Source organism: Enterobacter sp. MEB024, from assembly GCF_030209635.1.
In the GTDB taxonomy this organism is placed as follows: domain Bacteria; phylum Pseudomonadota; class Gammaproteobacteria; order Enterobacterales; family Enterobacteriaceae; genus Enterobacter; species Enterobacter ludwigii.
Map to the genome: position 1 here is coordinate 18,994 of NZ_JARVRQ010000011.1, position 22,870 is coordinate 41,863.

Here is a 22,870-nt window from a genome sequence, read left to right on the forward strand (position 1 = left end):
TAAGGAGTTGGCATGGCGAACATGTTTGCCCTGATTCTGGTCATTGCTACCCTGGTGACAGGTTTGTTGTGGTGTCTGGATAAGTTTATTTTCGCCCCAAAACGCCATGAACGTCAGGCTGCCGCACAGGCAGCCACTGGCGATGGGCTGGACGCGAAAACCCTGAAGAAAGTCGGCCCGAAACCGGGCTGGCTGGAAACCGGGGCATCGGTATTTCCGGTGCTGGCGATTGTGCTGGTTGTCCGCTCGTTTATTTACGAGCCGTTCCAGATCCCGTCTGGTTCAATGATGCCAACGCTGCTGATTGGCGATTTTATTCTGGTTGAGAAGTTTGCCTACGGGATTAAAGATCCGATCTACCAGAAAACGCTGATCGAAACCGGTCATCCAAAACGTGGCGACATCGTGGTGTTTAAATACCCGGAAGATCCGCGTCTGGATTACATCAAGCGTGCAGTGGGTCTGCCGGGTGATAAAGTCACCTACGATCCGGTGGCGAAAGAAGTTACCGTTCAGCCTGGCTGCAGCTCCGGTACCGCGTGTGAAAACGCGCTGCCAATCACTTACTCAAACGTTGAGCCAAGTGATTTTGTGCAGACCTTTGCTCGCCGTAACGGCGGTGAAGCGACCAGCGGTTTCTTCCAGGTGCCCAAAGGAGAGACCAAAGAGGACGGTATTCGCCTGGTAGAACGTAAAGAGACGCTGGGTGATGTGACCCACCGTATCCTCACCGTGCCAATCGCGCAGGATCAAGTGGGGATGTACTACCGGCAGCCTGGCCAACAGCTGGCCAGCTGGATCGTACCACCGGGACACTACTTCATGATGGGTGATAACCGCGATAATTCCGCGGACAGCCGTTACTGGGGCTTTGTGCCGGAAGCGAATCTGGTAGGTAAAGCGACCGCTATCTGGATGAGTTTTGAGAAGCAGGAAGGCGAATGGCCGACCGGCGTTCGCCTGAATCGTATCGGCGGGATCCATTAATTCTCATTAAATGAACGCGTAGCCGCGTTAATTAGCGGCTACGTGAATTATTTCAGCGATAAATCTCTTTGGACTAACGACATCCCCTGTCGTTGTGTATAGAATATTCCCCCGAAGTTTAAGGTTGGCCCTGCAAGGGTGCCACGGCACACGAAACCGCGTTGGTCTTCTCAGGTCGGTTTCGTGTGCTGCATTTTTGACGCATTCATTTACTGGTATCGCATGAACCCCATCGTAATTAATCGGCTTCAACGGAAGCTGGGCTACACTTTTCATCATCAGGAGTTGTTGCAACAGGCATTAACCCACCGCAGTGCCAGCAGCAAGCATAATGAGCGCCTCGAGTTCCTGGGTGACTCTATTTTAAGTTTCGTGATCGCGAATGCGCTTTATCATCGTTTCCCACGTGTGGACGAAGGTGATATGAGCCGCATGCGCGCGACGCTGGTTCGGGGTAATACCCTGGCGGAAATCGCTCGTGAATTTGAACTGGGCGAATGTCTGCGACTTGGGCCGGGTGAACTGAAAAGCGGCGGCTTCCGTCGTGAATCTATTCTTGCCGACACGGTCGAAGCATTAATTGGTGGTGTGTTCCTGGACAGCGATATTCAGACCGTAGAAAAGCTGATCCTTAACTGGTATCAAACCCGTCTGGACGAAATCAGTCCGGGCGATAAACAAAAAGATCCGAAAACGCGTCTGCAGGAATATTTGCAGGGTCGCCACCTCCCGCTGCCATCCTATCTGGTGGTACAGGTGCGGGGCGAAGCGCACGATCAGGAATTTACCATCCATTGCCAGGTCAGTGGCCTGAGTGAACCGGTGGTCGGCACAGGTTCTAGCCGTCGTAAGGCTGAACAGGCTGCCGCCGAACAGGCGTTAAAAATGCTGGAGCTGGAATGAGCGAAGAAAAAACGTATTGCGGGTTTATTGCCATCGTCGGACGTCCGAACGTTGGTAAATCTACCCTGTTGAATAATCTGCTTGGGCAGAAAATTTCCATTACTTCCCGTAAGGCGCAGACCACGCGTCACCGCATCGTCGGTATCCACACGGAAGGCGCCTATCAGGCGATCTACGTTGATACCCCGGGCCTGCACATGGAAGAGAAGCGCGCCATCAACCGCCTGATGAACAAGGCGGCGAGCAGCTCGATTGGCGACGTAGAGCTGGTGATTTTCGTGGTGGAAGGCACCCGCTGGACGCCTGACGACGAAATGGTGCTCAACAAACTGCGCGACGGTAAAACGCCGGTGATCCTTGCGGTCAACAAAGTGGACAACGTGCAGGAAAAAGCCGATCTGCTGCCGCACCTGCAGTGGCTGGGAAGCCAGATGAACTTCCTTGATATCGTCCCGCTGTCTGCCGAGACCGGTCTGAACGTCGATACCATCGCAGGCATCGTGCGCAAACATCTGCCGGAAGCGATTCATCACTTCCCGGAAGATTACATCACCGATCGTTCTCAGCGCTTTATGGCCTCTGAGATCATCCGTGAAAAACTGATGCGTTTCCTTGGCGCGGAACTGCCGTACTCCGTAACGGTTGAGATTGAACGTTTTCAGACCAACGAACGCGGCGGCTATGACATCAACGGCCTGATCCTCGTTGAGCGTGAAGGGCAGAAGAAGATGGTGATCGGCAACAAAGGTGCCAAGATCAAAACCATCGGCATTGAAGCGCGCAGAGACATGCAGGACATGTTTGAAGCCCCGGTTCACCTTGAACTGTGGGTGAAGGTGAAATCAGGCTGGGCCGATGATGAGCGTGCATTGCGCAGCCTCGGTTACGGCGACGACGTCTAAGACTGAACATCGTGGATGGATGGCAGCGTGCCTTTGTCCTCCATAGCCGTCCGTGGAGCGAGACCAGCCTTATGCTGGACGTTTTCACGGAAGAGTCGGGCCGTGTGCGCCTTGTTGCTAAAGGCGCACGTTCCAAACGCTCCGGCCTGAAGGGCGCCTTACAGCCTTTCACTCCGCTGCTGGTACGTTTCGGCGGGCGTGGGGAAGTCAAAACCCTGCGCAGTGCCGAAGCCGTCTCTCTGGCGCTCCCCCTTTCTGGTATCACGCTGTACAGCGGTCTCTATGTCAACGAACTCATCTCACGTGTTCTGGAGCATGAGACTCGCTTCTCTGAACTTTTCTTTGATTACCTGCACTGTATCCAGGCGCTGGCCGGCGCTACCGGTACGCCCGAACCTGCCCTGCGTCGTTTTGAGCTGGCGCTGCTTGGACACTTGGGCTATGGGGTCGATTTTTTGCATTGTGCAGGGAGCGGAGACGAGGTAGAAGATGCGATGACCTATCGCTACCGTGAAGAAAAAGGCTTTATCGCCAGCGTCGTGATAGATAACAGCACCTTTACCGGGCGACAGCTTAGAGCGCTGTATGCGCGTGAGTTTCCCGATCAGGATACCCTTCGCGCAGCAAAACGCTTTACCCGGATTGCGCTCAAGCCGTATCTTGGCGGCAAGCCCTTAAAGAGCCGCGAATTGTTCAGGCAGTTTATGCCGAAACGTTAACGTATCAGACCCTCGCTCCAGCCCTCTCACTGAGGGAGAGGGAGGCAGGGACACGAACTAAAATACCGAGGATTGTCATGGCTGAATTACTGTTAGGCGTCAACATTGATCACATCGCCACGCTGCGTAATGCACGCGGCACGGCTTATCCCGATCCGGTTCAGGCGGCGTTCATCGCTGAGCAGGCTGGCGCCGATGGCATTACCGTTCACCTGCGTGAAGACCGCCGTCATATTACCGACCGCGATGTGCGCATTCTGCGTCAGACGCTGGACACCCGCATGAACCTGGAGATGGCGGTCACGGAAGAGATGCTGACGATTGCCTGCGAGACGAAGCCGCATTTCTGCTGCCTGGTACCGGAAAAACGTCAGGAAGTGACCACCGAAGGGGGCCTGGACGTAGCGGGTCAACGCGACAAAATGCGTGATGCCTGCAAGCGTCTGGCTGAGGCGGGTATCCTGGTCTCTCTGTTCATCGACGCCGATGTAGCACAGATCAAAGCGGCTGCCGAAGTGGGCGCGCCCTATATTGAAATTCATACCGGCTGTTACGCTGATGCGAAAGACGAAACTACGCAGGCCAAAGAGCTGGAGCGTATCGCCAATGCGGCCACCTATGCCGCGAGCCTGGGGCTGAAAGTTAACGCCGGGCATGGCCTGACCTACCATAACGTCAAGGCTATTGCAGCCCTGCCAGAAATGCATGAGCTGAATATCGGCCACGCTATTATTGGCCGTGCGGTAATGAGTGGCCTGAAAGAGGCGGTCTCAGAAATGAAACGCCTGATGCTGGAAGCGCGTCAGTAATGGCTATTCTGGGCTTAGGCACCGATATCGTTGAAATAGCCCGCATTGAAGCGGTGATCGCCCGTAGCGGCGATCGCCTGGCACGACGCGTGCTGAGCGATAACGAATGGGCCATCTGGGAGACGCATCAGCAGCCGGTACGTTTTCTGGCCAAGCGCTTTGCCGTCAAAGAGGCGGCAGCCAAAGCCTTCGGCACCGGTATTCGTAACGGTCTGGCGTTTAACCAGTTTGAAGTGTTTAACGATGAGCTGGGTAAACCACGCCTGCGTTTATGGGGTGAGGCGCAAACGCTGGCAGAGAAACTCGGCGTAAATCACATGCACGTGACGCTCGCCGATGAACGCCACTACGCCTGCGCGACGGTGATTATCGAAAGTTAAAGTTTGTCCGCGTGATGCAGCAGGACAAACTTATCCCAAAGCTGCTCTTCGCTCTCGACGTGTGCCGGATCTTTCAGGATGGTATTGGGGATTGGGCACACTTTCTGACAGGTCGGCGTTTCGTAGTGGCCGATGCATTCGGTGCAGCGGTCGCTGTTAATCTCATAAATGCTCTCGCCCATCGAAATCGCCTGGTTCGGGCATTCCGGTTCGCACATATCGCAATTGATGCATTTTTTGGTGATTAACAGCGCCATCAGGAAATTCTCAGAAACAACACAAACAGGGCGGGCATTATACGCTCATTACCTGTTCAAACCAGTTTTTTTACCAGCTCTTCACTGTGCCGGATACGCTCTGGCGCGTGCTCCAGATCCTGTTGCACCAGGGCCATAAACAGCAGGTCGGTCAACATCATTTGCGCACTTGTCGAGGAGATCGCCGCGCTGCGCGTAGCCTGCTCTTCCGCGATCGTATATAAACAGCGCGTAGCCCGCTGCTGCAGCGCGTTGGGAGTAAACCCGGTGATGGCCAGAATCTTACCGCCTACGCGTAAGGCTTCATCGGTAGCCATATTGATCTCGCGGCGTTCGCCGGAATAGGAGATCGCCAGCAGCAGATCGTTAGCATCCATCGCCTGCACGGTTGCCAGCAGGGCGTGCATATCCTGCTCGACAATGGCGTTGTAACCTATTTTTGTCAGCTTCCAGCCAAAGTTACGTGCCACCAGTCCGGACGCGCCTATCCCGGTCAAAATAATACGTCGCGCTGCACGCAGCATCGCCACGCTTTCCAGTAATTTTTCTTCAGTATTCACATCAAGGGTGGCATGCATGGCCGCGACATTCTCTTTGATGAGCTTCTCTCCCACCAGACGCATCGGGTCATCGCCACGAATCTGATTATGTACCGGCATCGACTGCGGATTGGGGTTACTCACCAGCGCTTCGCTAATCGCCAGCTTGAGAGCCGGGAAGCCTTTAAAGCCAATCTTCTGGGCAAATTTCACCACGCTCGACTGACTCACTCCGGCCTCACTCGCCAGCTGCTGCGAGCTGAGATGGCGGGCATGGTCGGGCTGAGAGAGCAGAAAATCCGCCAACTTTTTATCGCTTTGAGCAAAGCCTGCATAGCGCTGGCGAATGCGAATTAAACAGTTCATAGGTTCTCCTGGCGAAATTGTGATTGTCTGCGCAAATACGAATTTTGCTCGCCTGAATGAATTTTATATTCCATTATAGTGAGATTATTATGAATTAAAAATTCTTGAGGTACAAAAGATGAATCTTGGCTCACTTGTTTCTGAAACGCGTAACCCACAAACCATGGAGCTGGATGCGCTCAGCACCCTGGAACTGGTTAACCGTTTTAATCAACAGGATACGCTGGTCGCGCAGGCAGTGAAAGAGACATTACCGGAGGTGGCGAAAGCCGTCGATGCGGCGGCGGAAGCACTGAAGGCCGGTGGTCGCATTATCTACATGGGCGCCGGAACCAGCGGGCGTCTTGGTGTGCTGGATGCCTCTGAATGCCCGCCAACGTTTGGTGTGCCGCACGGTCTGGTGGTCGGGTTGATTGCTGGCGGCCCTGGCGCGCTGCTGAAAGCCGTGGAAGGAGCGGAAGACAACAAACAGCTCGGCGAGGATGACCTGAAGGGGCTAAATCTGACCGCTCAGGATCTGGTTGTTGGGCTGGCGGCCTCCGGGCGTACGCCGTACGTTATCGGCGGTCTGGAGTATGCCAACAAGGTGGGCTGTACCACGGTGGCGATTTCCTGTAATCCTGGCTCGCCGATTGCGCAGGTCGCTGCTATCGCTATCTCTCCGGTTGTCGGCCCGGAAGCGTTAACCGGTTCTACGCGTCTGAAATCTGGCACCGCGCAAAAGCTGGTGCTCAACATGATCTCCACTGGCGCGATGGTGAAGTTTGGCAAGGTTTATCAGAACCTGATGGTGGATATGCAAGCGACCAACGTCAAGCTGGTGGACAGAGCCTGCCGTATGGTCATGGAGGCGACGGGAGCAAGCCGCGAAGAGGCGGAAGCGGTACTGAAACAAACCGATCACGATGTTAAACCGGCCATTCTGATGATCCTGAGCGGACTGGACGCTGCGGCCGCCAGAGCAAGGCTCAATGCCCATAACGGGTTCTTACGGGCGGCATTAGAAAACTAACAGAGGCGTGTATGGACAAAACAGCAGCGCTCGCCAGCGATATCCTGCAGGGGATCGGTGGGGAAAAAAATATTCAGCGTCTGGAAAACTGCATGACGCGCGTGCGCGTCGAGGTGCATAACGACGAGCAGCTTGATGTGCCGCGTCTGAAGCAGCTTTCCGGCGTGAGTGGTTACGTTAAACAGGGGCAACAGCACCAGCTGATTGTCGGGCCGGGAAAGGCGGCGCAGGTTGTGGATGCCATGCGTGCGCTGATGGTCGGCGGCGAAAGCGTGGCGATCGACGACGTCGAACGTACGAAGGCGCAGGCAAAGGCCCGATACAAAGCCCCCATGAGCGATGCGCTGCGACAACTGGCCAACGTCTTTATTCCGCTGATCCCGGCGTTTATTGCCTCTGGCTTAATCACCGGGATCATCAATATTCTTAAGCGTCCGGATATCGTAGGGGACTTCGCGACCCACTACCCTAATTTATTAGGCATTCTCGGTATTTTCGGCAGCGCCGTGTTTGCCATCATGAACATTCTGGTGGGGGTCAACACCGCGAAGGTCTTTGGCGGCTCGCTGGCCATGGGCGGGGTGATGGCAGGTATTCTGTCCAGCCCACAACTGGCGCAGATAACCCTGTTTGGTGAGGCGCTCCAGCCTGGCCGCGGCGGGGTGATTGCCGTGCTGCTGGTGGTCATCCTGATGTGCTGGATCGAGAAGAAACTGCGCACCCTCCTGCCTGGATCAATTGAGCTGATCCTCAATCCACTGTTAACGACGTTGATCACCGGCAGCGTGGCTATTGTGGCGTTGCAACCGCTGGGTGGCTGGATCTCTGAGGCCATCGCCCATGGCGCATCGCTGGCTATCGATCGCGGCGGTCTGTTAGTGGGTGCCGTGCTGTCAGGCACCTTCTTGCCGCTGGTACTGACCGGTCTGCATCAGGGGCTGGTGCCGATCCACGTCGAGCTGGTGCAGGCGCACGGTTACAACGCGCTGCTGCCCATCCTGTCGATGGCTGGCGTGGGGCAGGTCGGGGCGGCGATTGCCGTACTGATGAAAACCCGCAACGCGCGGCTGAAAAAAGTGATCAAAGGTGCGATGCCGGTCGGATTACTCGGAATTGGCGAGCCGCTGATTTTCGGCGTCACGCTGCCGCTGGGGAAACCGTTCCTCGGTGCTTGCCTGGGAGGGGCGGTAGGCGGAGCGCTGATCAGCTACTGGAAAGTGGCAACGGTGATCACCTTCGGGATCTCCGGGCTGCCGCTGGCGCTCACCATCGTGACCGGAAAAGTTATGCTCTATCTGTTAGGCTATCTGGTAGCGGTGATCGCCGGGTTCCTGTTTACCTGGCTGTTAGGATTCAACGATCCAGAGGAGTAAGGTTTGGCAAATCACGAGCGTCGCGTTGTTTTTTTCGACCTGGACGGTACGCTGCATCAGCAGGATATGTTTGGTACGTTTATGCGCTACCTGCTGCGGCGTCAGCCTTTGAATGCGCTGCTCGTATTACCTCTCTTACCCGTAATTGGCATTGCGTTGCTGCTAAAAGGTCGGGCAGCGCGCTGGCCAATGAGCCTGTTGCTCTGGGGCTGTACCTTTGGACGCAGCGAAGCGCGGCTTAAACAGCTTCAGCAGGACTTTGTGCACTGGTTTCGCGGGCATGTGACCGCGTTTCCGGTTGTTCAGGCAAGGCTCACCAGCTATCTCGACGCGAACGATGCCGACATCTGGTTGATTACCGGATCCCCGCAAGCGCTGGTGGAACAGGTCTATTATGATACCCCGTGGCTGCCGCGGGTGAATCTTATCGCCACGCAAATTACTCGCGGGTACGGTGGATGGGTACTGACCATGCGCTGCCTGGGGCATGAAAAGGTGGTGCAACTGGAGAAGCGAATCGGTACGCCACTGCGTCTTTACAGCGGCTACAGCGACAGCAAGCAGGACAACCCGCTGCTCTATTTTTGCCAGCATCGCTGGCGCGTCACGCCCGCAGGCGAACTTCAGCAACTCGAATAGTCTTATCTATAGCGGGTGTGTATAATGCCGCCCGCTTTTAGACTGGAGTATCAACCGTTGTGCAACCCTGAACGCGATCATGAATACTGGATGCGCCATGCGCTTACGCTTGCCCAGCGTGCCTGGGACGAGGGGGAAGTGCCCGTGGGTGCTGTGCTTGTCCACAATAACCAGGTGATAGGGGAAGGGTGGAACCGCCCGATTGGCCGTCACGATCCGACTGCGCACGCTGAAATCATGGCCCTTCGTCAGGGCGGAATGGTGCTGCAAAACTATCGTCTGCTTGATACCACACTGTATGTCACGCTTGAGCCATGCGTTATGTGTTCCGGCGCGATGGTGCATAGCCGTATCGGCACGCTGGTCTTTGGCGCGCGGGATGAAAAAACCGGAGCGGCCGGTTCGCTGATGGACGTACTGGGACACCCGGGGATGAACCACCAGGTGCAGACTATCGGTGGGGTACTTGCACCAGAGTGTGCGGGGCTATTAAGTGATTTCTTTCGAATGCGCCGTCAGCAGAAAAAGCAACAAAAGGCAGAATTGAAGTTGTCGGGCGAGTAAGTTCATCCGGTGCCACCACCGGATAACTCTGGGCCAGCTGATTTGCCTCTGCCGCCTCTTTTTCCTTCTCCAGCAGATAACCCACCAGGCTAATCTGATATTTACGGATATTTTCCACGTAGGCGTAGGCTTCATGCCCGCGCGCGTAACCGTAGGTCAGTTTGTTGTACCACGGCTTCTGGCTCAGCAGCGGCAGGCGTTGTTTTACGTCTGACCAGCTGTCCGGGTTACCTTTCGTTTTCGCCGTCAGCGCGCGCGCGTCAAGCATGTGCGCGTAACCCATGTTGTAGGCTGCCAGCGCAAACCAGATCCGTTCCTCTTCAGGCACCGTCTCCGGGACTTTGCCCATCATATCCTGCAGATACCGTGCGCCGCCGCTGATGCTCTGTTCTGCATCGGTGCGGTCAGTCAGCCCAAGGCTCTGAGCGGTATTTTTAGTGAGCATCATTAAGCCGCGAACGCCAGTGGGCGAGGTGGCCTGAGTATCCCAGTGGGATTCCTGATAAGAGATCGCTGCCAGTAATCGCCAGTCGATCTCCTGGGCATACTTCTCAAATAACGGCTGCAGGTCTGGCAGCACGCTATCGACCGCGCGCAAGAAGCTTCGGGTGTCGACGTAATCAAAATCGTCACCGTGGCCGAGGTATTTCTCTTCCAGACGCGCCAGCGTACCGTCTTCATTGATGGTGTTGAAGAAATCGAGCATCGCCGCAGAGAGGGTCTGATCGTCATCAAGCTGGCTAAACCAGGTCACCGGCTGTTCGTCTGTCACGTCCAGCGCCACCGCGATTTCGGGGTGCACGCGCTGGAAAAGGCTGATCGCGACCGAATCAGCGATGGTGTAGGGCAGTTTTTTATCTTTTACCTGGTCCAGCAGCTCAGTCGTACCGAGCTTAGGATCAACCGTCCAGCTCAGGTCCGGGAATTTCTTCTCCTTGAGCTCACGCAGATCGTCAATCACGACGTGACCCGGGGCGATGGTCAACTGTTGTGCATTAATCGCCGCCAGCGTTCGCGGGCGCAGGCTCCCGACCCGGTAGACCAGCTGTTGAGAAACGGAGTAGTAGGTTGGGCCTGGCTGATAGTTCTTGCTGCGCTCGCTGTTGTACACCAGCCCGGCCGCAAGGATATCGGCGTCGTTGTTATCCAGGTCATCAAACAGCTGGCTGATATTCTGACGGACGGTAATTTTGAGCTTCACGCCAAGATAGTCGGCAAACTGTTGCGCCAGTTCATAATCCAGGCCAATCGTTTTGCCGTTAATGTCGCTGTAAATCAGCGGCGAGTTGAGGGTACTGACGCGCAATTCCCCCCGCTCCTGTATGGCGGCGATACGGTTTTCGGCTTTACCGAACCAGGGGATGGAAGGCCAGAGGGCCACTGCCAGCAGCAACGTTACAATGCCGATGAGCAGATAATTAATCTTTAATTTTTTCAATTAGTTAATTCTCTGCGACGCCGGATGCCTCAGTATGCTGTAGCCATGTTAAGAATAAGGTTTGCCATTGAATGAGCGGCATTTTGCGTAAAGTTACGCCACTTGGCAACAAATTAGAGAGAGAGGTCACATCTATTGTTAAACGTAAACGTTGATTTTATTTCGACGCAAACGGTTTCGTCGACGCTCAGGATTCTCTATAATGACGCCCGTTTTCCCCCCTTGCGCACACTGTAAGCGCCCCGGCGCTTCGAAGACGAGAGACTTATGATGGAAATTCTGCGTGGTTCGCCTGCACTGTCTGCCTTCCGTATCAATAAACTGCTGGCACGTTTTCAGGCAGCCGACCTTCCGGTAAGCAATATTTACGCTGAGTATGTCCATTTTGCTGACCTGAATGCACCCCTGAATGCAGAGGAGCGAGTACAGCTGGAACGCCTGCTCAAATATGGTCCAAGCCTGAGCAGCCATACGCCAACCGGCAAACTGATCCTTGCGACGCCTCGTCCAGGCACCATCTCCCCCTGGTCTTCCAAAGCCACCGACATCGCCCACAACTGTGGTCTGAACCAGATTAACCGTCTGGAGCGCGGCGTGGCGTACTACGTTGAAGCGTCTACCCTGACCGATGCGCAGTGGCAAACCGTTGCCGCTGAGCTGCATGACCGCATGATGGAGAGTGTCTTTGCCTCTCTGGACGATGCGCAGAAACTCTTCTCCCACCATCAGCCTGCGCCGGTACAGAGCGTCGATTTGCTGGGGCAGGGCCGTCAGGCGCTGATTGACGCCAACCTGCGTCTCGGTCTGGCACTGGCAGAAGACGAAATTGACTACCTGCAGGATGCGTTTGTTAAGCTGAACCGCAACCCGAACGACATCGAACTTTACATGTTCGCTCAGGCAAACTCTGAGCACTGCCGTCACAAGATTTTCAACGCCGACTGGATTATCGACGGTGAAGAGCAGCCGAAGTCGCTGTTCAAAATGATCAAAAACACCATGGAAAAAACGCCTGACCACGTGCTGTCTGCCTACAAAGACAACGCCGCGGTGATGGAAGGTTCTGACGTGGGCCGCTTCTTCGCCGATCGCGAAGCAGGGCGCTATGATTTCCATCAGGAGCCGGCGCATATCCTGATGAAAGTCGAAACGCATAACCACCCGACGGCGATCTCGCCGTGGCCGGGTGCGGCGACCGGGTCTGGCGGGGAAATCCGCGACGAAGGCGCAACCGGACGGGGTGCTAAACCAAAAGCCGGTCTGGTCGGTTTCTCCGTCTCCAACCTGCGCATCCCGGGCTTTGAGCAGCCGTGGGAAGAGGATTTCGGCAAGCCGGAACGTATTGTGACCGCGCTGGATATCATGACCGAAGGCCCATTGGGCGGGGCGGCGTTCAACAATGAATTTGGACGTCCTGCGCTGAACGGTTACTTCCGTACCTACGAAGAGAAAGTGGAGAGCCACAACGGCGAAGAGCTGCGCGGCTATCACAAACCGATCATGCTGGCTGGCGGAATCGGTAACATTCGCGCCGATCACGTGCAAAAAGGCGAGATCGTAGTCGGTGCGAAGCTGATCGTCCTGGGTGGCCCGGCTATGAACATCGGCCTGGGCGGCGGGGCTGCCTCCTCTATGACCTCCGGTCAGTCTGATGCGGATCTCGATTTTGCATCCGTACAGCGTGATAACCCGGAGATGGAACGCCGTTGCCAGGAGGTCATTGACCGCTGCTGGCAGTTGGGTGATGCCAACCCCATCCTCTTTATTCACGACGTAGGCGCGGGCGGTCTGTCCAACGCCATGCCGGAGCTGGTCAGTGACGGTGGTCGTGGCGGTCGTTTCAACCTGCGCGACATCCTGAGTGATGAGCCAGGCATGAGCCCGCTGGAAATCTGGTGTAACGAATCCCAGGAACGTTATGTTCTGGCCGTCGCTGCCGATCAGTTGCCGCTGTTTGACGAGCTGTGCCGCCGCGAGCGTGCCCCGTATGCCGTCATCGGTGAAGCGACCGAAGCGCTGCACCTGTCCCTGAGCGACACCCATTTCGACAACCAGCCGATCGATCTGCCGCTGGACGTGCTGCTCGGTAAAACGCCGAAGATGACCCGCGACGTTGAGACCCGTAAAGCAGCTGGCAAAGCGCTGGATCGTCAGGGCATTACCGTGGCTGACGCGGTCAATCGCGTTCTGCACCTGCCGGCCGTGGCGGAGAAAACCTTCCTGGTCACCATCGGCGACCGTACCGTGACCGGTATGGTGTCGCGCGATCAGATGGTTGGCCCGTGGCAGATCCCGGTGGCTAACTGTGCCGTCACCACCGCGAGTCTCGACAGCTACTACGGTGAAGCGATGGCGCTGGGCGAACGTACCCCGGTCGCTCTGCTGGACTTCGCCGCGTCTGCTCGCCTGGCCGTTGGTGAAGCACTGACCAACATTGCCGCAACGCAGATTGGCGACATTAAACGTATCAAACTTTCCGCGAACTGGATGGCCGCAGCGGGCCACCCGGGCGAAGATGCGGGCCTGTATGAAGCCGTGAAGGCGGTGGGTGAAGAGCTCTGCCCGGCACTTGGCCTGACCATTCCGGTGGGTAAAGACTCCATGTCGATGAAGACCCGCTGGCAGGACGGTAACGAGCAGCGCGAGATGACCTCTCCGCTGTCGCTGATCATCTCCGCGTTTGCCCGCGTAGAAGATGTGCGCCATACCGTGACGCCACAGCTGGTGACTGAAGATAACGCCCTGCTGCTGATTGACCTGGGTAAAGGCCATAACGCACTGGGAGCGACCGCGCTGGCGCAGGTTTATCGTCAGCTGGGTGATAAGCCGGCAGATGTGCGTGATGTGGCGCAGTTAAAAGGTTTCTACGACGCCATCCAGGCCCTGGTGGCACAGCGTAAACTGCTGGCCTACCACGACCGTTCCGACGGTGGCCTGCTGGTTACTCTGGCTGAGATGGCCTTCACCGGCCACTGCGGCGTTGAAGCGAACATCGCGACGCTGGGCGAGGATCGTCTGGCGGCGCTGTTTAACGAAGAGCTGGGCGCGGTGATTCAGGTGCGTGCCGCAGATCGTGACGCGGTTGAAAGCGTACTGGCTCAACACGGCCTGGCAGATTGCGTGCATTATCTGGGTAAAGCCGTGCAGGGCGACCGCTTTGTCATTGAAGCGGATGGCCACGCGGTGTTCAGCGAGAGCCGTTCTACCCTGCGTATGTGGTGGGCTGAAACCACCTGGCAGATGCAGCGCCTGCGTGACAACCCGGAGTGTGCCGATCAGGAACACAACGCGAAGGCTAACGACAACGATCCTGGCCTGAACGTGAAGCTCTCTTTCGACATCAACGAAGATATCGCCGCGCCGTACATTGCGACCGGCGCGCGTCCGAAAGTGGCCGTACTGCGTGAGCAGGGCGTCAACTCCCACGTTGAGATGGCTGCTGCCTTCTACCGTGCGGGTTTTGATGCCATCGACGTTCACATGAGCGACCTGCTGGCCGGGCGTACCGGTCTGGAAGATTTCCAGGCGCTGGTCGCCTGCGGTGGTTTCTCTTACGGCGACGTGCTGGGTGCAGGTGAGGGTTGGGCGAAGTCCATCCTCTTCAACAGCCGTGTCCGCGACGAGTTTGAAACCTTCTTCCACCGTCCGCAAACGCTGGCGCTGGGCGTATGTAATGGTTGCCAGATGATGTCCAACCTGCGCGAGCTGATCCCCGGTAGCGAAGCCTGGCCGCGCTTTGTGCGTAACCAGTCTGACCGCTTTGAAGCGCGTTTCAGCCTCGTGGAAGTGACCCAAAGCCCGTCTCTGCTGCTGCAGGGCATGGTAGGGTCGCAGATGCCCATCGCCGTTTCCCATGGCGAAGGCCAGGTTGAAGTGCGCGATGCAGCTCATCTGGCTCAGCTTGAAAGCAAAGGCCTGGTGGCGCTGCGCTTTGTCGATAACTTCGGCAAGGTGACAGAATCCTACCCGGCTAACCCGAACGGTTCGGTGAACGGTATCACTGCGGTGACCAGCGAAAGCGGTCGTGCGACCATTATGATGCCGCACCCGGAACGTGTGTTCCGTACCGTGAGCAACTCCTGGCACCCGGAAAACTGGGGCGAGGACAGCCCGTGGATGCGTATCTTCCGTAATGCGCGTAAACAGCTAGGTTAAGCGTACCGCTACTCCCACAGCAGGCCCGGTGCGCGAAAACGCCACCGGGCTTTTTTGTGCCTGTCGCAAAACCGCGACAATCCGCTATTCGTAGTGTCTCCAAAAGGAGACATTTAACTCATTGAATTGTATAGGGTGTGGTGGGTTGTCGTTAAGGTGTTGCTTTTTAGCGACACTTAGCCTGGAAATCATTAAGCGGGCAATTAACGGCGTAATTGCATAAAATGCATAAATATCAACAAGATAATTTATTGTTTTGCATTATGGCACGAGTGTTGCATAATATTAATCAGTGGCTCATTCACCTTCTTATGTCAGCCCCTTCGGGACGTGCTACATAAACTTCGAATGACGCACAAAAAGGTGCCTGCCGTCCAACTACTGATCATAGCGTTGCTTTATCAGGCCAGGGCGAAACGTCGAGTTAGGCACCGCCTCATTCCATGACAAAGCCGGGTTTTTACCCGGCTTTGTTGTATCTGAAGGGCAGACTCAGTTACGCTCTCCTTAAACCCCGATAAAGAGAGTAATGCGTTGAAACGCTGGCCCGTTTTTCCTCGTTCCCTGCGACAGCTTGTCATGATGGCCTTTCTGCTGATCCTGCTGCCTTTGCTGATCCTGGCATGGCAGGCGTGGCAGAGTCTTAACGCGTTGAGTGCGCAGGCGGCACTGACTAACCGCACGACGCTGATCGACGCCCGACGCAGCGAAGCGATGACTAACGCCGCGCTGGAGATGGAACGCAGCTATCGCCAGTACTGCGTGCTTGACGATCCTACTCTGGAAAAGGTCTATCAGAATCAACGTAAACGCTACAGTGAAATGCTGGACGCCCATGCAGGGGTGCTGCCGGACGATAAGCTTTATCAGGCGTTACGTCAGGATTTGAACGATCTGGCGCAACTGCAGTGTAAGAACAGCGGCCCGGATGCCGCAGCGGCTGCCCGTCTTGAAGCCTTTGCGAATGCCAATACCGAGATGGTGCAGTCTACCCGCACGGTTATCTTCTCTCGCGGGCAACAGCTGCAGCAGGAGATTGCGGAACGTGGCCAGTTCTTTGGCTGGCAGGCGCTGGTGCTGTTCCTCGTCAGCCTCGGTCTTGTTCTGCTCTTTACCCGCATGATCATCGGCCCGGTGAAGGGTATCCAGCGCATGATTAACCGCCTGGGCGAGGGGAAGTCTCTCGGGGATACGGTCGCCTTTAAAGGCCCGCGCGAGTTGCGCTCCGTTGGCCAGCGCATTATCTGGCTTTCTGAACGTCTGGCATGGCTGGAATCCCAGCGCCATCAGTTCTTGCGCCATATTTCCCATGAGCTTAAAACGCCGCTTGCCAGCATGCGCGAAGGAACGGAACTGCTGGCAGATGAAGTGGCGGGGCCGCTTACGCCCGAACAGAAAGAGATTGTCGACATCCTGGATGCCAGCAGCCGCAATCTGCAAAAGCTGATTGAGCAACTGCTGGACTACAACCGCAAGCTGGCGGATGGCGCGGTGGTACTGGAAAACGTCGATATTGCGCCGCTGGTGGATATGGTGATCTCCGCCCATAGCTTGCCAGCAAGAGCTAAAATGATGCATACCGGGGTGGAGCTCAGTGAGCCAACCTGCCTCGCGGAACCGATGCTGTTGATGAGCGTTCTGGATAATCTTTACTCCAATGCGGTGCACTATGGTACTGAATCCGGTAACATTTATATCCGAAGTTATACGAATGGTTCACGGGTGTTTATTGACGTCGCTAACACCGGCACTCCAATCCCTGATGACGAAAAAACCATGATCTTTGAACCCTTTTTCCAGGGAAGTCATCAGCGGAAAGGGGCGGTAAAAGGAAGTGGGCTGGGCCTGAGTATTGCCCGGGACTGCATACGACGCATGCAGGGTGAGCTGAAAATTGCCACGGACGAACGGTCAGATGTTTGCTTCCGTATTGAACTGCCCCTGAGCCGGAAAAATCAATGAAATGAATCTATGCCTGGTGAGTATGTCACACGTCTTTTCCCGCGCCGTGCGCGCGGTGTTTTTCAGCAATATGTTTCGCCTGAGCCTGCCCTGTTTATTTCTGGCGGGCTGTGTTTCCCATGTGCCGCAAAGTGCGATTAGCGATAAACAACAAGATAAATGGCCAGATAATCAGCTGGCAGATTTCCTGTCGACCCGCTGTGACGACATCTGGAATCTGTCGGGGCATGACGTCGAGAGCAATCCGCTGTTCTGGCTACGTGGAATAGATTGCGCCCAGCGTCTGGCGCCGGTTGAGGCGCGCTCGCAAGCGGCGATGCTCAGTGACGATACCTGGCAGGACGCGTTCAAGCGCGGGATTTTACTCGCGGATGCGAAAATCACCCCCGTCGAGCGTCGCACCAACGTCACGCGGCTGGACACGTTTGTCGGAAATCTTCCGGCGCAGGTGCGCCCGGTGTATCAGCTCTGGCGTGATGGTCAGGCGTTACAACTGCAGTTGTCTGAAGAGCGTTTTCGCTACAGCAAATTACAGCAATCCACCGACAGCGAGCTTGATACGCTGCGCCAGCAGGAGCAGCACTTGCGTGCTCAACTGGATACCACGACACGCAAGCTTGAAAACCTGACCGACATCGAAAGACAGCTCTCGACGCGTAAACCGGCCGGAAATTATCTGCCTGACGCGCCAAAAGGGTCAGCCGCGGCGCCAGACGGTGATGCGCAGAAACAAGAGGATGTGAAGCCATGACAAGCCGAAAACCTGCCCATCTCTTACTGGTGGATGACGATCCGGGGCTGTTAAAGCTGCTGGGGATGCGTCTGGTCAGTGAAGGCTACAGCGTGGTGACGGCGGAAAGCGGGCAGGAGGGGCTGAAAGTCCTGAGCCGCGAGAAGGTTGATCTGGTGATTAGCGACCTGCGAATGGATGAAATGGATGGCCTGCAGCTGTTCGCGGAGATCCAGAAGCAGCAGCCTGGCATGCCGGTGATCATCCTGACGGCGCACGGATCGATTCCGGATGCCGTTGCCGCGACGCAGCAGGGGGTATTCAGCTTCCTGACCAAGCCGGTAGATAAAGATGCCCTCTATAAGGCTATCGACAGCGCGCTTGAGCACGCGGCTCCGTCGAATGATGAAGCGTGGCGGGAGTCTATCGTCACCCGCAGCCCGATTATGCTGCGTCTGCTCGAACAGGCCCGGATGGTGGCGCAGTCAGACGTTAGCGTGCTGATTAACGGCCAGAGCGGTACCGGGAAAGAGATCCTTGCCCAGGCTATCCATAACGCCAGCCCGCGCAGCAAAAACGCCTTTATCGCGATTAACTGTGGTGCGCTCCCTGAACAACTGCTTGAGTCTGAACTGTTTGGTCATGCCCGCGGGGCGTTCACCGGGGCGGTGAGCAGCCGGGAAGGGCTTTTCCAGGCGGCAGAAGGCGGCACACTTTTCCTGGACGAGATTGGCGATATGCCGGCACCGCTGCAGGTCAAATTGCTGCGTGTTTTGCAAGAGCGAAAAGTGCGCCCCCTCGGCAGTAACCGCGATATCGATATTAACGTGCGTATCATTTCGGCCACGCACCGCGATTTACCAAAAGTCATGGCGCGCAACGAGTTTCGTGAAGATCTCTACTACCGTCTGAATGTGGTGAATCTGAAAATTCCGGCACTGGCCGAGCGGGCGGAAGATATTCCGCTGCTGGCAAACCATCTTTTGCGCCAGGCGGCCGATCGGCATAAGCCTTTTGTCCGGGCGTTTTCCACCGATGCGATGAAACGGCTGATGGCCGCAAGCTGGCCGGGCAACGTGCGCCAGCTGGTGAACGTTATTGAACAGTGCGTGGCGCTGACCTCGTCACCCGTCATTAGCGACGCGCTGGTGGAGCAGGCGCTGGAAGGGGAAAACACCGCGCTGCCGACGTTTGCAGAAGCGCGTAATCAGTTCGAACTGAACTATCTGCGCAAGCTCCTGCAGATAACCAAAGGCAACGTAACCCATGCGGCGCGTATGGCCGGGCGCAACCGTACCGAGTTCTACAAGCTGCTCTCCCGCCATGAGCTGGAAGCAAACGATTTTAAAGAGTAGTACCGCAAAATCTGAATGAGTATGATACTGTGAGCAACCGATTACGAAGCAGCTTACAGGCAAGAGTTTAAGGACCCACCATGAAAAAGATTGATGCGATTATTAAACCTTTCAAACTGGATGATGTGCGTGAAGCGCTGGCGGAAGTGGGCATCACCGGGATGACAGTGACGGAAGTGAAAGGTTTTGGTCGCCAGAAGGGCCACACCGAACTTTACCGTGGCGCAGAGTACATGGTGGACTTTCTGCCAAAAGTGAAAATTGAAATCGTGGTGAGCGACGATATCGTGGATACCTGTGTGGATACCATTATCCGTACGGCGCAGACCGGCAAAATTGGCGACGGTAAAATCTTCGTCTTTGATGTGGCACGCGTGATCCGTATCCGTACCGGTGAAGAAGACGACGCCGCGATTTGATCGTCAGTACCTGATTCCTGATTCAGCCGGGTGGCGCTATGCTTACCCGGCCTGCAAAACCTCACCGGCCGGGAAAGTGTAGCGCCATCGGGCGATTACAGTACTTTATGCGGCCCGAAACATTCGTAATGAATGTTGTCTTTATTCACACCCAACTCCACCAGCTGCTTCGCGGCATACTGCATAAACGCTACCGGTCCGCAGACGTAAAACTGCATCTCCGGCGCGCTGAATGCCCCCTCGTGCTGACTCAAATTCATCAGACCTTCGCTGTCAAAGCGTGCGGCTGCACGGTCGGCATCCGTCGGCAGACGATACCAGGTATGGGCGGTAAAGCGTGGCAGACCGGAAGCCAGCGCATTCACTTCATCGGCAAACGCGTGCACTTCACCGTTCTCGGCCGCGTGGAACCAGTTTACCTGCGCGCTGTGGTTTGATTTAGCGAGGGTGTCGAGCATCGCCAGCATTGGCGTCTGACCCACCCCGGCTGAGATCAGGGTGACCGGCGTATTCGCCTCAACCGCCATAAAGAAATCGCCCGCAGGCGCGGCCAGATGAACCACATCACCCACGTTAGCCTCGTTATGCAGCCAGTTTGATACCTGGCCGCCATCTTCGCGTTTTACGGCAATGCGATAACGTTTACCGTCTGGTTTGCGGGTCAGGGAGTACTGGCGAATCTCCTGGTGCGGGAAACCTTCAGGCTTCAGCCACACGCCCAGATACTGCCCCGGCTGATAATCAGCGACCGGCTTGCCATCCACCGGCTCGAACTCAAAACTGGTGATGAGCTGGCTGCGCGGCGTTTTCTCGACGATGCGGAAAGCGCGGGTACCTTCCCAGCCGCCTGCCTTACTGGCGTTTTCGCTGTAGATCTGTGCTTCACGGTTAATGAACACGTTTGCCAGCACGCCGTAGGCTTTCCCCCACGCGTCCAGCACCTCCTGACCCGGGCTAAACATCTCATCCAGTGTGGCCAGCAGATGGCCGCCGACGATGTTGTACTGCTCCGGTTTGATCTGGAAGCTGGTGTGCTTCTGCGCAATTTTTTCCACGGCAGGCAGCAACGCCGCCAGATTTTCGATATTACTGGCGTAGGCTGCGATGGCGTTGAACAGGGCTTCGCGCTGATCGCCGTTACGCTGGTTGCTCATGTTGAAAATCTCTTTCAACTCCGGGTTATGCGTAAACATACGATCGTAGAAATGGGCGGTGAGTTTCGGGCCGGTTTCGACCAGCAGGGGAATAGTGGCTTTAACTGTGGCGATGGTTTGAGCGTCGAGCATAGCAGCGTCCTTCAGTGGTGTTTTTAATGATGTATTTTAAATGCATCTTATAAAAAATACCCCTGCGTTGTAAATGGTTCTTTGCAACGTGAAAAATATGCATCACAAACCTGAAAAGAAATCCGTTGAAAATGATGAGGGCTTTATTCCTCAAACCCTTGCGTGGCGGGTAGGAAAACGTTTGCGTAAAATCGTTTGTCAAGACCTGTTATCACAGAACTAATCAGTTATACTGTTGCCCGTCGTCCAACAGGACTGCCTTTTCAGGCCAAAATTTTATTGTTAGCTGAGTCAGGAGATGCGGATGTTAAAGCGTGAAATGAACATTGCCGATTATGATGCCGAACTGTGGCAGGCTATGGAGCAGGAAAAAGTACGTCAGGAAGAGCACATCGAACTGATCGCCTCCGAAAACTACACCAGCCCGCGCGTAATGCAGGCGCAGGGTTCTCAGCTGACCAACAAATACGCTGAAGGTTACCCGGGCAAACGCTACTACGGCGGTTGCGAGTACGTTGACATCGTTGAGCAACTGGCCATCGATCGCGCTAAAGAACTGTTTGGCGCCGACTACGCTAACGTACAGCCGCACTCTGGCTCTCAGGCTAACTTCGCGGTCTACACCGCGCTGCTGCAACCGGGCGATACCGTTCTGGGTATGAACCTGGCGCAAGGCGGCCACCTGACTCACGGCTCTCCGGTTAACTTCTCTGGCAAACTGTACAACATCATTCCTTACGGCATTGATGAGTCCGGTAAAATTGACTACGAAGACATGGCGAAGCAGGCGCAGACCCACAAACCGAAGATGATTATCGGCGGTTTCTCTGCTTACTCCGGTATCGTTGACTGGGCAAAAATGCGTGAAATCGCAGACAGCATCGGTGCTTACCTGTTCGTTGACATGGCGCACGTTGCCGGCCTGATTGCTGCAGGCGTTTATCCGAACCCGGTTCCGCATGCTCACGTTGTAACCACCACCACGCACAAAACCCTGGCGGGCCCACGCGGTGGCTTGATCCTGGCAAAAGGTGGCGACGAAGAGCTGTACAAAAAGCTGAACTCTGCCGTATTCCCAAGCGCGCAGGGCGGCCCACTGATGCACGTTATCGCGGCGAAAGCGGTGGCGCTGAAAGAAGCGATGGAGCCAGAGTTTAAAGTTTACCAGCAGCAGGTTGCTAAAAACGCCAAAGCGATGGTGGAAGTCTTCCTGAACCGCGGTTACAAAGTGGTTTCCGGTGGTACTGAGAACCACCTGTTCCTGCTGGACCTGGTTGATAAAAACCTGACCGGTAAAGAAGCTGACGCTGCCCTTGGCCGTGCCAACATCACCGTGAACAAAAACAGCGTGCCAAACGATCCGAAGAGCCCGTTCGTGACCTCCGGTATCCGTATCGGTTCTCCGGCTGTTACTCGCCGCGGCTTTAAAGAAGCGGAAGTGAAAGAGCTGGCAGGCTGGATGTGTGACGTTCTGGACAATATCAATGACGAAGCGGTTATCGAGCGCGTTAAAGGTAAAGTTCTGGAAATCTGCGCACGCTTCCCGGTATACGCTTAATCTTTCTGTTTGCAGAAATAAAAAAGGCCGCGATTGCGGCCTTTTTTATGGGTTAACGCCGGTCAAGGGAGAGGGCTCCCGGTCCCACTATCGCCAGTAAAATAAACGCTCCGGCAATACTGATATTCTTGTAGAAGTTAATCATATTCGGCATGACGGCATCACCGGTCATATCCCAGTAGTGGTGGCCGATTATCGCGGTACCCAGCGTGTAAAATACAAAGAGTACGGCAACAGGGCGGGTGAAAAAGCCCAGCACGATCAGGATGGCGGCAGGCACCTCCATTACCACCGCAATAATGGCCGCCAGCATGGGCATGGGTGTACCCAGCGACGTCATATATTGTACGGTCCCGCTAAACCCCGTCAGTTTTGGATAGCCGAAGATAATAAACAGTACGACAAGCGCGATACGACCTATTAACAGCAACAGGTGACGTGCCTGGCCGAAATCTAAATAGCGAAGTGAGTTCATGGCAGAAATACCTCTGCAAGTGGAGTAATTTAAACGTAATAC

21 protein-coding genes are annotated in these 22,870 nt (G+C 55.6%); 16 read left to right on the forward strand and 5 right to left on the reverse strand.

Features of this window, described 5'->3' with window-relative positions:
* Nucleotides 1-12: 12 nt before the first annotated feature.
* The 6 genes from lepB to acpS all read left to right on the forward strand — a co-directional run bounded on the left by lepB (nt 13) and on the right by acpS (nt 4,700).
* Nucleotides 13-987, forward strand: a complete 975-nt coding sequence (lepB, locus tag QRN24_RS17040) for a signal peptidase I (RefSeq protein WP_014171215.1) — start codon at nt 13-15, stop codon at nt 985-987.
* 222 nt (nt 988-1,209) lie between these two features.
* Entirely contained in the window at nt 1,210-1,890 is a 681-nt protein-coding gene (rnc, locus tag QRN24_RS17045; protein WP_003860711.1) for a ribonuclease III, read from the forward strand.
* Nucleotides 1,887-2,792 carry a GTPase Era gene (gene era / locus QRN24_RS17050; protein WP_014171212.1) on the forward strand — a complete coding sequence of 302 codons (906 nt, stop codon included), beginning with the start codon at nt 1,887-1,889 and terminating at the stop codon, nt 2,790-2,792. Before rnc ends, era begins: the two co-directional genes overlap by 4 nt.
* Before the next feature lie 11 nt (nt 2,793-2,803).
* Nucleotides 2,804-3,511: a DNA repair protein RecO gene (gene recO / locus QRN24_RS17055; RefSeq protein ID WP_014171211.1), complete on the forward strand. Its 708-nt coding sequence runs from the start codon at nt 2,804-2,806 to the stop codon at nt 3,509-3,511.
* Nucleotides 3,512-3,588: 77 nt separating this feature from the next.
* Nucleotides 3,589-4,320, forward strand: coding sequence for a pyridoxine 5'-phosphate synthase (pdxJ, locus tag QRN24_RS17060; RefSeq protein ID WP_014171210.1), 732 nt, complete (start codon nt 3,589-3,591; stop codon nt 4,318-4,320).
* Complete coding sequence (gene acpS / locus QRN24_RS17065) at nt 4,320-4,700, forward strand: holo-ACP synthase (RefSeq protein ID WP_014171209.1); 381 nt, start codon at nt 4,320-4,322, stop codon at nt 4,698-4,700. The genes pdxJ and acpS overlap by 1 nt, the downstream gene beginning before the upstream one ends.
* Here the strand turns inward: acpS and QRN24_RS17070 are convergent.
* Both QRN24_RS17070 and QRN24_RS17075 read right to left on the reverse strand, forming a co-directional pair.
* Nucleotides 4,697-4,957, reverse strand: coding sequence for a YfhL family 4Fe-4S dicluster ferredoxin (locus QRN24_RS17070; RefSeq protein WP_020883006.1), 261 nt, complete (start codon nt 4,955-4,957; stop codon nt 4,697-4,699). The genes acpS and QRN24_RS17070 overlap by 4 nt on opposite strands.
* A gap of 56 nt (nt 4,958-5,013) precedes the next feature.
* A complete protein-coding gene (locus QRN24_RS17075) occupies nt 5,014-5,862 on the reverse strand; it encodes a MurR/RpiR family transcriptional regulator (protein ID WP_014171207.1) in 849 nt (282 codons plus the stop codon).
* A gap of 118 nt (nt 5,863-5,980) precedes the next feature.
* On the opposite strand from QRN24_RS17075, the gene murQ reads away from it, so the two are divergent.
* Genes murQ through tadA form a run of 4 tightly spaced genes read left to right on the forward strand, consistent with a single transcriptional unit; the run spans nt 5,981 to nt 9,450 of the window.
* The gene (gene murQ, locus QRN24_RS17080; RefSeq protein ID WP_284942898.1) at nt 5,981-6,874 is read left to right on the forward strand and encodes an N-acetylmuramic acid 6-phosphate etherase; all 894 of its coding nucleotides are present in this window, start codon (nt 5,981-5,983) and stop codon (nt 6,872-6,874) included.
* An 11-nt stretch (nt 6,875-6,885) separates the two neighbouring features.
* The gene (locus QRN24_RS17085; protein WP_284942899.1) at nt 6,886-8,247 is read left to right on the forward strand and encodes a PTS transporter subunit EIIC; all 1,362 of its coding nucleotides are present in this window, start codon (nt 6,886-6,888) and stop codon (nt 8,245-8,247) included.
* A 3-nt stretch (nt 8,248-8,250) separates the two neighbouring features.
* A complete protein-coding gene (gene yfhb, locus QRN24_RS17090; protein ID WP_020883009.1) occupies nt 8,251-8,886 on the forward strand; it encodes a phosphatidylglycerophosphatase C in 636 nt (211 codons plus the stop codon).
* A 24-nt stretch (nt 8,887-8,910) separates the two neighbouring features.
* Complete coding sequence (gene tadA, locus QRN24_RS17095) at nt 8,911-9,450, forward strand: tRNA adenosine(34) deaminase TadA (RefSeq protein ID WP_020883010.1); 540 nt, start codon at nt 8,911-8,913, stop codon at nt 9,448-9,450.
* Here tadA and mltF read toward each other — a convergent pair.
* Nucleotides 9,338-10,888, reverse strand: a complete 1,551-nt coding sequence (gene mltF / locus QRN24_RS17100; protein WP_014171200.1) for a membrane-bound lytic murein transglycosylase MltF — start codon at nt 10,886-10,888, stop codon at nt 9,338-9,340. The two genes, tadA and mltF, sit on opposite strands and share 113 nt — an antisense overlap.
* A 267-nt stretch (nt 10,889-11,155) precedes the next feature.
* On the opposite strand from mltF, the gene purL reads away from it, so the two are divergent.
* The 5 genes from purL to glnB all read left to right on the forward strand — a co-directional run bounded on the left by purL (nt 11,156) and on the right by glnB (nt 19,509).
* Nucleotides 11,156-15,043: a phosphoribosylformylglycinamidine synthase gene (gene purL, locus QRN24_RS17105; protein WP_153853128.1), complete on the forward strand. Its 3,888-nt coding sequence runs from the start codon at nt 11,156-11,158 to the stop codon at nt 15,041-15,043.
* Nucleotides 15,044-15,577: 534 nt separating this feature from the next.
* Nucleotides 15,578-17,005 carry a two component system sensor histidine kinase QseE/GlrK gene (gene qseE, locus QRN24_RS17110; RefSeq protein ID WP_025203453.1) on the forward strand — a complete coding sequence of 476 codons (1,428 nt, stop codon included), beginning with the start codon at nt 15,578-15,580 and terminating at the stop codon, nt 17,003-17,005.
* Nucleotide 17,006: 1 nt separating this feature from the next.
* Nucleotides 17,007-17,756 carry a two-component system QseEF-associated lipoprotein QseG gene (gene qseG / locus QRN24_RS17115; protein ID WP_277491886.1) on the forward strand — a complete coding sequence of 250 codons (750 nt, stop codon included), beginning with the start codon at nt 17,007-17,009 and terminating at the stop codon, nt 17,754-17,756.
* Nucleotides 17,753-19,090: a two-component system response regulator GlrR gene (gene glrR / locus QRN24_RS17120; RefSeq protein WP_014171196.1), complete on the forward strand. Its 1,338-nt coding sequence runs from the start codon at nt 17,753-17,755 to the stop codon at nt 19,088-19,090. The genes qseG and glrR overlap by 4 nt, the downstream gene beginning before the upstream one ends.
* 80 nt (nt 19,091-19,170) lie before the next feature.
* Nucleotides 19,171-19,509, forward strand: coding sequence for a nitrogen regulatory protein P-II (gene glnB, locus QRN24_RS17125; RefSeq protein WP_003860685.1), 339 nt, complete (start codon nt 19,171-19,173; stop codon nt 19,507-19,509).
* Between the two features lie 95 nt (nt 19,510-19,604).
* Here glnB and hmpA read toward each other — a convergent pair whose 3' ends face one another.
* Nucleotides 19,605-20,795 (reverse strand): NO-inducible flavohemoprotein, encoded by a 1,191-nt coding sequence (gene hmpA, locus QRN24_RS17130; protein ID WP_025203455.1) that lies wholly within the window; start codon nt 20,793-20,795, stop codon nt 19,605-19,607.
* Between the two features lie 304 nt (nt 20,796-21,099).
* Between hmpA and glyA the strand changes: the two genes are divergently transcribed.
* Nucleotides 21,100-22,353 carry a serine hydroxymethyltransferase gene (gene glyA / locus QRN24_RS17135; RefSeq protein WP_020883014.1) on the forward strand — a complete coding sequence of 418 codons (1,254 nt, stop codon included), beginning with the start codon at nt 21,100-21,102 and terminating at the stop codon, nt 22,351-22,353.
* A 52-nt stretch (nt 22,354-22,405) separates the two neighbouring features.
* On the opposite strand, the gene QRN24_RS17140 is transcribed toward glyA, so the two are convergent.
* Entirely contained in the window at nt 22,406-22,828 is a 423-nt protein-coding gene (locus QRN24_RS17140; RefSeq protein WP_014171191.1) for a DoxX family protein, read from the reverse strand.
* Nucleotides 22,829-22,870: the final 42 nt, after the last annotated feature.